10 protein-coding genes are annotated in these 9,877 nt (G+C 50.2%); 5 read left to right on the forward strand and 5 right to left on the reverse strand.

The window, feature by feature from the left end; all coding sequences use genetic code 11:
* Positions 1–14: 14 nt before the first annotated feature.
* The 4 genes from BGX12_RS11790 to nadA all read right to left on the reverse strand — a co-directional run bounded on the left by BGX12_RS11790 (position 15) and on the right by nadA (position 3,688).
* The gene (locus tag BGX12_RS11790) at positions 15–1,187 is read right to left on the reverse strand and encodes a DUF6588 family protein (protein ID WP_109736258.1); all 1,173 of its coding nucleotides are present in this window, start codon (positions 1,185–1,187) and stop codon (positions 15–17) included.
* A gap of 24 nt (positions 1,188–1,211) precedes the next feature.
* Positions 1,212–1,877: a hypothetical protein gene (locus BGX12_RS11795; protein ID WP_109736259.1), complete on the reverse strand. Its 666-nt coding sequence runs from the start codon at positions 1,875–1,877 to the stop codon at positions 1,212–1,214.
* A gap of 12 nt (positions 1,878–1,889) precedes the next feature.
* Complete coding sequence (locus tag BGX12_RS11800; RefSeq protein WP_109736260.1) at positions 1,890–2,561, reverse strand: outer membrane beta-barrel protein; 672 nt, start codon at positions 2,559–2,561, stop codon at positions 1,890–1,892.
* A gap of 110 nt (positions 2,562–2,671) precedes the next feature.
* Positions 2,672–3,688: a quinolinate synthase NadA gene (nadA, locus tag BGX12_RS11805; RefSeq protein WP_109736261.1), complete on the reverse strand. Its 1,017-nt coding sequence runs from the start codon at positions 3,686–3,688 to the stop codon at positions 2,672–2,674.
* Positions 3,689–3,841: 153 nt separating this feature from the next.
* Here nadA and BGX12_RS11810 point away from each other — a divergent pair, with 153 nt between their 5' ends.
* Positions 3,842–4,489: an FISUMP domain-containing protein gene (locus BGX12_RS11810; protein ID WP_109736262.1), complete on the forward strand. Its 648-nt coding sequence runs from the start codon at positions 3,842–3,844 to the stop codon at positions 4,487–4,489.
* Positions 4,490–4,555: 66 nt separating this feature from the next.
* Positions 4,556–5,320 (forward strand): zinc ribbon domain-containing protein, encoded by a 765-nt coding sequence (locus tag BGX12_RS11815; RefSeq protein ID WP_109736263.1) that lies wholly within the window; start codon positions 4,556–4,558, stop codon positions 5,318–5,320.
* Positions 5,321–5,348: 28 nt separating this feature from the next.
* Here BGX12_RS11815 and BGX12_RS11820 read toward each other — a convergent pair whose 3' ends face one another.
* A complete protein-coding gene (locus tag BGX12_RS11820; protein ID WP_109736264.1) occupies positions 5,349–7,949 on the reverse strand; it encodes an RNA helicase in 2,601 nt (866 codons plus the stop codon).
* Between the two features lie 50 nt (positions 7,950–7,999).
* Between BGX12_RS11820 and BGX12_RS11825 the strand changes: the two genes are divergently transcribed.
* The 3 genes from BGX12_RS11825 to BGX12_RS11835 all read left to right on the forward strand — a co-directional run.
* Positions 8,000–8,446 carry a low molecular weight protein-tyrosine-phosphatase gene (locus BGX12_RS11825; protein WP_109736265.1) on the forward strand — a complete coding sequence of 149 codons (447 nt, stop codon included), beginning with the start codon at positions 8,000–8,002 and terminating at the stop codon, positions 8,444–8,446.
* A gap of 16 nt (positions 8,447–8,462) precedes the next feature.
* A complete protein-coding gene (locus tag BGX12_RS11830) occupies positions 8,463–9,593 on the forward strand; it encodes a polysaccharide biosynthesis/export family protein (RefSeq protein WP_109736266.1) in 1,131 nt (376 codons plus the stop codon).
* Between the two features lie 3 nt (positions 9,594–9,596).
* On the forward strand, positions 9,597–9,877 hold a 281-nt coding region (locus BGX12_RS11835; protein WP_255416878.1), incomplete at its 3' end, for a sugar phosphate nucleotidyltransferase.

The raw sequence follows: 9,877 nt of genomic DNA on the forward strand, positions 1-9,877 counted from the left end.
CCTTCTTTAGGTTGTTATTCTTCTTCAGATTCTTCTGCCGGTTCGGTTTCCGGTTCTTCCGTATTCATATCCGGTTCGTCGTAGGATTCTTGAGCCCTTGCACGAACGTTTTCGTTCTTGTTTTCTGCAGCGGGCTCGGACTTGGCGTTACGATCGTAACCCTTTTCCTTGGCGATTTCGTCAGGAGTCTTGTCAGTGCCGAACTGCTGCTTGAAGTAAAGAATGTTGGTGGTGTAGCTGGACTTGCCTGCATAATCGAAGCCAACCACAGGGTTGAAGGATGCGCCCAGATGGAATGCGACTTCAAGACCAAAACGGAAACCGTTGTTACCTTCGATTGTCAAATCGGGGCTGATGACCTGTCCATAATAAGCGCCGGGACCACCGGTAAGCTTATCCTTGGCCATGCAGGTGAGCTTGCCGCCGGAAGCCATTTCTGCAGACTGGTAACCCAGGGACATCATGATTTCAACAGTCTTGATAGGCTTATAACCTAAAATCAAGGAAATGTTCAGGGTGGAAACATCCAGATCCAGTTGGCCCTTGTAATCTTCTGGCTGGTAGCTAATGCTGCTGGTGTTATAACCAAAGCCAAGGCTGACGTTCAAGCCCTGAGCGGCAGGAGGAAGCATGTACTGGAATAAATGACCGAAGCTGTACTGAAGTCCGAAACCGAATTCGCTAAAGCCACGAAGTTCGCTGATAGCGGGAAGCATCATCCAGCGAAGTACGGCACGGGCATGGAACATGCTGGCGGCAACCTGCAAATAGGGATAGGTAAACACGCCAAGACCATTCAGGGTTTCGTTACCATAGATGCGGCCATCGTAAGGCTGGGTCATGTTGTGGTTTTCGCCGAAAATGGTGGGGACTTCTGCTCCGCCGTACACAGGATCGTTAAATACGCGGTCGTCATCTCCAATGGGAATGATGGAGAAGGGAAGACCTGCTTCAAAGGAAAAGCTATTGGCGACTTCTGCGCTGACGAACCAGTTGCTATTCAGCACATTACCCAGGTTTGCAATAATAGGCTTTACATAGCCGGGACGGTTACCATATAAAGGAATCTTGCTGTCGAATGCGGCAAGGGATTCGTAGGTGGATGCCCAACCTTTATCGTCCATGGCAAAAGAAACCGCGGTTGAACAGAGGGCTATGATGGAAGATAGAATTGCAAGTTTTTTCATGGGAGTCCGAATAATGGTTGCTTGTTAGAATTGATACCGCAAGGCTAAAGAAACCAGAATCATCGTTTGCCATAAGTTGTGGTTCATGGCGTCGTTTTCAATGCGATCTGCGTCTACGGTAAAGAAACAGTTCTGGTAAAATTTCAGGGACGGGACCATGGCAATGTGGTCTGTAATGAAGTAGTGGATGTTGGCGATGAATCCGAATCCAAGACCGGTAAAGTCAGTGTCATACATGTCCGCACCATAGAACAGGTTCTCGTCGGTCTTGATATTGACTAAGGATATGCCTGCTCCGATTCCTGCCTGAAAGAATTCCGGCCAGAAAATATTGTACGTGAATTCAAGACCTAGACGCATGATGCGGGTATCTCTTTCCATGGTTTGGTCAGGATAGGCAGTCATGTTCTGTTCCGAAGTCCAGTGCTGAAAATTCAAGGCTAGGGACAGTTCCTTGATGTTTACCCCAAGAGAAAAATCAGTGCTGCCCAAAACGGATAGCGTAGCGGGATGGAGATTTCCCTTGACTCCGTTGCCGTCTTCAACTTTCAGAACGTAATCGTTCATATCGCCTTTGGAAACAAGAAGTCCAAAACCGGCTTGTCCAAAGAATGTTACGGGCTTAGGTGCGGCCCAAAGGGTAGGCGCAAGCAGAAGAATTAAAGCGGAAATACCCTTGAGAAATTTCATGAATGAAAATCCTTAGAATTGATATTGGATTGAGAGACCTGCAGTAAAGAAGGTCTGCCACAGGTAAGGATCTGCGTCACAAAGCTCTGAAGCCTTGGTGTAGATGTTCTTGAACCAGTTCTCGTAAATTTTCACGGACGGAACAATCGCGATGTGCTCGGTAAAGTAATAGTGGGCGTTGAGGATGAAGTTTACCCCAAGTCCCATGTATTCCGTGTTGTAGGCTTCGTCGTCTATGAAGGATGAACTGCTCGCTTTCAGAGTGGAAAAGGAATAGCCTAATCCCAGACCGACCTGGAAGTCTTCCGGCCAGTTGATGTTGTAGACGAATTCAAAACCGAAACGCCAGAAAGTCATGTCCGTTTCTTTGTCGTCATCAAAGTCTACCATATCCGTTGATCGGGTGGTGTACTGGAAAAGAATGGACAGGGAGAAGAAACGCATGTTCACGCCGGCAACGATTTCCGGAGAAATCAGGAAGCCGATGTCCGGCGGATAGACTTTCATCATTTCGCCGGTTGTGTCTTCCAGGGAGAGAGCTCTCTCGTTCAAGTCACCGTTGCTGTAGCCGCCGTTGACGCCTGCTTGTACGAAATAGGACTTTGGCCAATAATTTTCGGCAAGGGCCTGTGTGGTAAACAGTCCCGCAATCAGTAGACAGAAAATGAGCATCGTCTTCTTCATGAAATACCTAACGCAGAAAAACCGGAATATGCATCTCGCCCCATGCCTCAAAGAGCCGAAGGCTCGACCTCGCACCTCAAGCCCCGTAGGGGCGACCTCGTCTCTAATCTCTACTTAGCTGCGTAATAGAACATGGCGTCGATGCACTTCTTGGCGGCGACGCGGGTGGCTTCGTCCAGTTCCACATGCTGGGCTGCTTCCGGATGGCGCAGGGTTTCCAGGATGTTTTCCAGGGAGTTGGACTTCATGTACTTGCACATGCTGCAGCTACCGATGAAGCGCTTGTTGGGGAATTCGTACTGCATACGGGCATTGAGACCGCATTCGGTGAGGAGCAGGAACGGGGTGCCTTCGGGCTGGTCCTTGATGTAGGTGACCATCTGGCCGGTGCTGCCCACGTAATCGCTGAGGAGGGCGACGCCCGGGTGGCATTCGGGGTGGCTCACCACCTTCAGGCCCGGGTTCTGGCTGCGGAAGAAGTTGATCAGTTCGGAATCGTAGGTTTCATGCACGTAGCAGCAACCGCTGTGGAGCACGATTTCCTTCTTGATTCCCTTGCGCTTCATTTCTTCGATGAGGTTCTGGCCCATGAGGCCATCGGGGACGAACACGATCTTGTCGTTTTCCAGACTGCTTACGATCTTCATCACGTTGGAGCTGGTGACGCAGACGTCGCAGTTTGCCTTCACGTCGGCGGTGGTGTTGATGTAGCAGACGAAAGTGTGGTCGGGATACTTTTCGCGGAGGGCGCGGACTTCGGCTCCGGTAATGGAGTCGGCCAGACTACAACCGGTAAGAGGACCCGGAATCAGAACGTCCTTGGTGGGGTTCAGAATCTTTGCGGTTTCGCCCATGAAACGGACTGCGGAGAACACGATGGTCTTTGCTTCCACCTTGGTGGCGTCCTGACTCAGCTTGAAGGAGTCGCCATCGTAGTCGGCAACGCCCAGGATGATTTCCGGGGCAACGTAACTGTGGGCGAGAATCACGGCGTCGCGCTCCTTCTTCAGTTCGTTGATTTCGTTGATGATGGGAAGCATCTGTTCCACTTTTTCCATGGAATAGGTGCAAAGGACAGCGCCGGGCTGGATAGTCTTAAGACGATTGTAAAGTTCTTCTGCAGTCATACCTTAAATTTAGAAAAAACCGCAAGGATCTGCAAAAAAGTGAGTTTTTAACAAGCTCTTTTCGGGGCTTGGCACGGCTTTTGCAACCATAGAAGCGAATAAATCTGCAAAGATTTGAAAAATTACAAAAATTGTAAAGATTGACGGTTCTATATGCTTACGGATGATTGTTCTAGTACAAGAAATGTAAAAGATAGCGAGTTAGGTTCTTACCTCATGAAGAACGCCACGAAATTCGAATACGGGACCTTGGTAGATGATCGTGATGGGGAAATTTACTGTACCGTAAGGATTGGAAATCAAATGTGGATGGCCGAAAACCTTCGTTACGTATCCGTTGGCGGTGTGGCTGACGATGATAAGGATAGCTTTGTCTATGGCGAAGTGGAATCCAATGTGGATCGGTATGGACGTCTCTACACTTGGGATGCCGCCCTGAAAGTTGCTCCGGAAGGTTGGCATCTTCCTTCGGACGAGGAATGGGGCGTTCTATGTGATTATCTTGCCTCTATGGGGGACGAACTCCCTGGAAACGCCTTGAAGGCATCTTCTTTCTGGGAAGAAAAGTATGGCGTCTCCATGGGGACGGATTCCTCGGGTTTTGCGGCGGTTCCTGCGGGTGGCCGCTACAGCATGGGTTACTTCCATGACGCAAATCGTCATGCCTATTTCTGGACATCCGACTCGGAAGGTCGCGAATATGCCAAATATCGGTGCCTTTGCTGCCGCGGAGGGCAGGTCAGTTGCGATTATTCCTACAGAAGTGACGCTTTTTCCGTTCGTTGCGTTCGGGATATCTAGACAAAGTTTCTAAATTTGGCTCCGGTGTGATTGGCAAAATTTGGATGGATCAGATTCGGAGACTATATGTACTGTTCCCATTGTGGTGAAAAGAATGATGATGGCGCACGCTTTTGCAAGAGCTGCAATGCTTTGCTGTTCCTTGTTGCGCCGACAAAGATGCCTTTTCAGAGTGCACCTCGTCCCTCTGCAGACAAGGATGCAAAGAGTGCGAAACCTGTCGTTTCGAGAGTCAGGACTCCGAGAATTGATCTCCAGAATCTGAATGAGCCGAAATTGGAAGCGTCTATCGTAAAGGCAGCAAAGCCTTCTCCGGCAATCAATCCCTTTGGCGATGCCATCGTTATTGAAGATGATCGCATGAATCCCTTTGACGAATCCGCCGATTCTGAAGAAGTATCCCAATCCCATTGGGGCGCCCGCATTACCATGGTGCTGATGCTCATCGCCATGCTTGCAGTGGTCTTTGCTAATATCAGCGGCAAGGCAACCGCAATTTCTGATGGCGGCAACACCGTCTATTCCGTCTTTGCCGTGATGTTCCTGGCGGGAACGATTCTGTGTGGCGTGCTGACCTTGCTTTTCACCCTTTTCAGCCCTTACAAGAATTCCAAAAAGATTGTCGTGATCCTGATTGCTTCTGTGGCGGGAATCGTTGCTGAAACGGCTGCAGGTAGTGATGGAATGGCTTTTGTTCCGGCCATTGTATCCACGGTAGTTTCCGTTCTGCTGTTGATTTTCAATAGTGGCCTTGCCATCAAGGAGTCTGTAGACGACGAAATTGACTTCGGTTCTGTTGACACTGAAGCCAATAACAATCCTCTGCTTTAATATGACGCAGGCTAAATAAGCCCGTGATTTAAGCTTCGCCTATTCTCAACATCTTGATCAGGGGCATTCCCGCTTCCTTGCATTCATCCAGGTCGATTTCAAAATCGATACTCCAGTCGTTGAAATCTTCTTCGTCCTGAAGCATTTGCTGGATCAGCATCTTGTTACCTTCGTAGGTAATAATGCTATGCTGCATGGAACGCCCTTCCACATCCATACGGAAGTTGTGGTGTTCTGCGATGTAGCCTGCCATGATTTCCATCAGGCCATTTTCAGTCCAGGGCTTTCCGTTTCCATCCACAAGCATCTGGCCTTCTGCCAGGTCGTCTGCCAATAAGTCCAGGACGTCGCCGTAAGCCTGCTTCTGCAGGGCGCTCATAAGCTGGAAAATGCGCTGGCGAACCATCTTGACAAAACGTTTCTTGTCGTAGGTAATGTCTGCAGCCGCCTTTTCAGCGCCGAAGGCGGTTTCCAGTTCGGTGGCGCCAGCGGCGTCCATACGTTTCTGGTAATCTTCCGGATGGGCCATCTTTTCCCATTCTTCCAGCAGGCTGGAGTCCGTACGACGAATCATGTCGCCCAGATAGTCTTCCATCTCGTGAAGTTCCTCGTTCTTGTAGCTTTCGGGAACGGTCTGCTGGAGAACTTTATAGACGTAGTTCAGATGACGTAACAAGATGGCTTCCATGCGCTGGAGGCCGTACTGCTTGATGTATCCGCTAAAGGTGGTGAAGTTCTCGAACATTTCGCGAACGATGGACTTGGGCTCCACATTCACGTCTACCCACGGGTGGGTTTCTGCAAAACTATTGTAAGTGTCGTAGATGAAATCCCGGAGGGGCTTGGGATACTCCACCTTCTCCACTTCTTCCACACGCTGGTTGAATTCCATCCCCTGAGCCTTCAGTTCGTCCATGCGGGCGTTGCGGGCCTTGTTCTGCTGGATACGTAGAATTGCTTCGGGATTTTCCACAATGCTTTCGCAGAGGGTGATTACATCCAGGGCGTACTCGGGACTTTCCCTATCCAGACGGGGGAGGGTGTCCAGCAGGTAGAGGGACAGGGGCTGGTTCATGGAGAAGTCATCCTGCAGGTCCATGTTCACACGGAGCTTGCTATAGCCAGGGGCTACCTGAGGGACGAATTCAATAATATGGCCTTCCACCAGGGAACGGAACAGCTGGAAGGATCTCTTTTCCAGTTTTCTCTTGCTGGCAGCGGTTTCGTGACAGTCCTTCAGTAGGTTGCGCATGGCTCTGCATCCATCCGTAGGTCTGCTCAGGATGTTCAATAGCATTCCATGGGATACTTGGAAACTGGATGTCAGCGGTTCTGGTGCCGCCTGAATCAAGCGCTCGTATGTACTCTTGTCAAAAGGAACGTAACCGTGTTCAGGAGGTTTTTTCTTCTGGAACTTCTTGCCGGTCTGCTTCGTTTTTGCTTCCAGCTTCAAGTTCTCGATGACGTGCTCGGGGGCTTGCGCCACGACAAATCCCACGTCGTCAAAACCCTTACGTCCAGCACGTCCTGCGATCTGGTGGAAGTCTCGTGCCGTAAGGATGGCAGTCTTGTCACCGCTGTACTTGCAAAGCTGGGTGAAAAGCACCGTACGGATAGGCACGTTCACGCCAACGCCTAGCGTGTCTGTTCCGCAGATGACTTTAAGAAGACCCTTCTGTGCCAGCTTTTCGCAAAGGATTCTGTATTTGGGCAGGAGACCTGCATGATGAATGCCAATACCCTGCTTCAGCCAGCGCTTTACATCGGGACCATAAGGGCTGCTGAAACGTACTTCCTTGATGGCTTCGTTAATCGCTTGTTTTTCTTCCTTGCTGCATAGGTCAAGACTCATGAAATTCTGGGCGTTGCTGGCTGCTGCAGCCTGGGTAAAATGCACCACATAAACGGGGGCTTTTCCCTCGTTAACCAGTCGCTGGACCGTGTTGGAAAGTTCCTGTTCGGAATAGGTAAAATCAAGGGGCACGGGACGCTGGGTGGATCGTACGGTAACGGATTCCTTGCCCGTGTGCTTTGTCATTTCCTTCTCAAAAAATTCCGTGGCGCCTACCGTTGCGCTCATGAGAAGGAATCGAGTGTTGGGCATGGTAAGCAGGGGGACCTGCCAGGCTACACCGCGTTCCTTGTCGGAGTAATAATGGAATTCGTCCATGACTACATCGGAAATGGTAGACTGTTCCCCTTCGCAGAGGGCCATATTGGCTAGGATTTCTGCGGTACAGCAGATAATAGGTGCGTCGCGATTGACGGTTGCGTCGCCTGTAGAAAGACCTACGTTTTCTGGACCGAATTCCTTACACAAAGCCATCCATTTTTCGTTCACCAGAGCCTTGATGGGGCAGGTATACACGCTGCGGCGTCCGTGGGCGAGGCTATCGAAATGGAGGGCTAAAGCCACTAGGGACTTGCCGGAACCAGTGGGGGTGTTCAGGATAACATTTTTGCCGTCTAAAAGTTCCAGGATGGCTTCTTCCTGGGCGGGGTAAAGGCTTGTGCCTTTTGCTTCTGCCCATCCGAGGAAGGATTCCAGCAGTTCTTCAGAGGAAGGAACTTCCCCGGAATCTCTTGTTTGTAAAAAATCTTTTAAAACAACGGCGTTTTTTTCGGTCATAGCTTAAAGATAGCTTCTTTGAAACGTAAGAAAATGTTACATTTAGCACAATGAAAAATATTCTTGTAATTTGTACCGGCAACATTTGCCGTAGTCCCACAGGTGAGTACCTCCTGAAAAAGGAACTCGGTCCTGATTTTAACGTGATGAGTGCTGGTCTCGGCGCTCTGGTGGATCATCCTGCCCATGAAACCAGCCAGAAGATTGCTCTGGAACATGGGGTCGACATGAGTGCTCACCGCGCACGCCAGATTAACATGGACCTCCTGAAGTGGGCTGACTTGGTTTTGACTATGGAAAATGGCCACAAGCAGGAACTCATTTCGAAGTATCCTTTCCTGGAAGGCAAGGTTTTCCGTTATGGAGAACCGCAGAAGGTGGACGTACCTGACCCGTACCGTCGCCCGGAAAGCGCCTTTGTCCTGGCATGGAACTTTATTTCGAAGCTGACTCCCTACTGGGTTGAAAAGATTAAACAAAGTGAACAAAAAGCGTAATCCATAAAAGGTGAATATGAAACGTTTGAGTGTTTTTATTTGTGGTGCTGTAGCCCTTCTCGTGAATGGTTGCGCATTAGCCCCTCAGATGCGTATGAATGTGCCCGATGACTCCTCGGAATATAACGGACTGACCGTTCGTATTCATTCCATTGACAAGGGTGAATTTGGTGCTACTGCTGCAAGTGCAGAAAACCAGACAGAAGACTTTGGCGATCTGAAGGAACTGATCGTGGATTCCCTTCCCTCCCTGGAATACCGTATCGGTCCTCTGGACATGGTTCAGGTGGTTGTCTGGGAACATCCGGAACTGACTTCCCCTATGGGGCAGTACCAGCCGGCTGGTCAGAAGGTGACTACCGATGGTACTCTGTTCTATCCTTATGCTGGTGAAATCCAGGTGGCAGGCCTTACCGCCCAGGAACTTCGCAAGGAAATTACCACTCGACTTTCCAACAAGATCCTCAATGATCCGCAGGTGGACGTTCGCGTGACTGGCTACAACAGTCTTCGCGCTACGGTGACCGGCGCCGTTAATAAGCCGGGCTCCATTTCTTTCACTGAAGCCGCCATGACCTTGCCTCTGGCAGTGGCTGCTGCAGGTGGTTTCTCCGAACTTGCCGATCCGTCCGGCATCCAGCTCCGCCGTGGCAATAAGGTATACAACATCAACTACATGGATGCCTTCAGTAACAATCTTCCCCTGGACCGCATTGTCCTTCAGCCGGATGACCAGCTGTTCATTCCGGCCCTTTCTGAAACCCAGAAGGATGACAAGGTTTTTGTTCTTGGCGAAGTGGGACGCGTCGGTGTCGTGAATCTGAACCATGGTTCCCTCTCTCTAGTTGAAGCTCTGGCTTCTGCTGGAGGCCTCCAGGCTCTGTATGCAGCCTCCAGCGCCATTTATGTTCTCCGTAACTCCGGCGAAAAGCAGGTGGATATCTATCACCTGGATGCAAAGAACGCTATGGCACTTGCTATGGCGAATCGTTTTGACTTAAACGCTCATGACATTGTATATGTAGATGCTTCTGGCCTTGCTACCTGGAACCGTCTCCTGACTTTGATCAAGCCTAATGTTGACCTTCTCAACAATGCATCTTCCTTTGTTAATAACATTAACCAGGTTAATGCTCGCGGTTGGTAATACATGATTAACTTAATTCTCTGTGGTGGTAACGGTACTCGCCTTTGGCCTGTGAGCCGTTCCCTGATGCCCAAGCAGTTCGCTCCGCTTTTTGACGGACAGTCCCTGTTCCGCAAGACTGTGGTGACCAATTCCGCGGTTTGTGATTGCCAGTTTATCGTTTCCAACGCTGACCAGTTCTTCCTGGCAAAGGACCAGCTGGAAGCCGAAGGCAAGAAGGGCAGCAAGTTCCTCCTGGAACCGGTGGGCCGCAATACTGCTCCCGCAATCGCTCTCGCATGCTT

This window comes from Fibrobacter sp. UWR4, from assembly GCF_003149045.1.
Classification (GTDB): Bacteria; Fibrobacterota; Fibrobacteria; order Fibrobacterales; family Fibrobacteraceae; genus Fibrobacter.

What these genes read in the sequence shown, in the direction of transcription:
- BGX12_RS11800 (WP_109736260.1), bottom strand. Translation starts at nt 2,561, where the DNA reads ATGAAGAAGACGATGCTCATTTTCTGTCTACTGATTGCGGGACTGTTT.
- BGX12_RS11830 (WP_109736266.1), top strand. Translation starts at nt 8,463, where the DNA reads ATGAAACGTTTGAGTGTTTTTATTTGTGGTGCTGTAGCCCTTCTCGTG.
- BGX12_RS11815 (WP_109736263.1), top strand. Translation starts at nt 4,556, where the DNA reads ATGTACTGTTCCCATTGTGGTGAAAAGAATGATGATGGCGCACGCTTT.
- nadA (WP_109736261.1), bottom strand. Translation starts at nt 3,688, where the DNA reads ATGACTGCAGAAGAACTTTACAATCGTCTTAAGACTATCCAGCCCGGC.
- BGX12_RS11820 (WP_109736264.1), bottom strand. Translation starts at nt 7,949, where the DNA reads ATGACCGAAAAAAACGCCGTTGTTTTAAAAGATTTTTTACAAACAAGA.
- BGX12_RS11825 (WP_109736265.1), top strand. Translation starts at nt 8,000, where the DNA reads ATGAAAAATATTCTTGTAATTTGTACCGGCAACATTTGCCGTAGTCCC.
- BGX12_RS11810 (WP_109736262.1), top strand. Translation starts at nt 3,842, where the DNA reads ATGCTTACGGATGATTGTTCTAGTACAAGAAATGTAAAAGATAGCGAG.
- BGX12_RS11790 (WP_109736258.1), bottom strand. Translation starts at nt 1,187, where the DNA reads ATGAAAAAACTTGCAATTCTATCTTCCATCATAGCCCTCTGTTCAACC.
- BGX12_RS11795 (WP_109736259.1), bottom strand. Translation starts at nt 1,877, where the DNA reads ATGAAATTTCTCAAGGGTATTTCCGCTTTAATTCTTCTGCTTGCGCCT.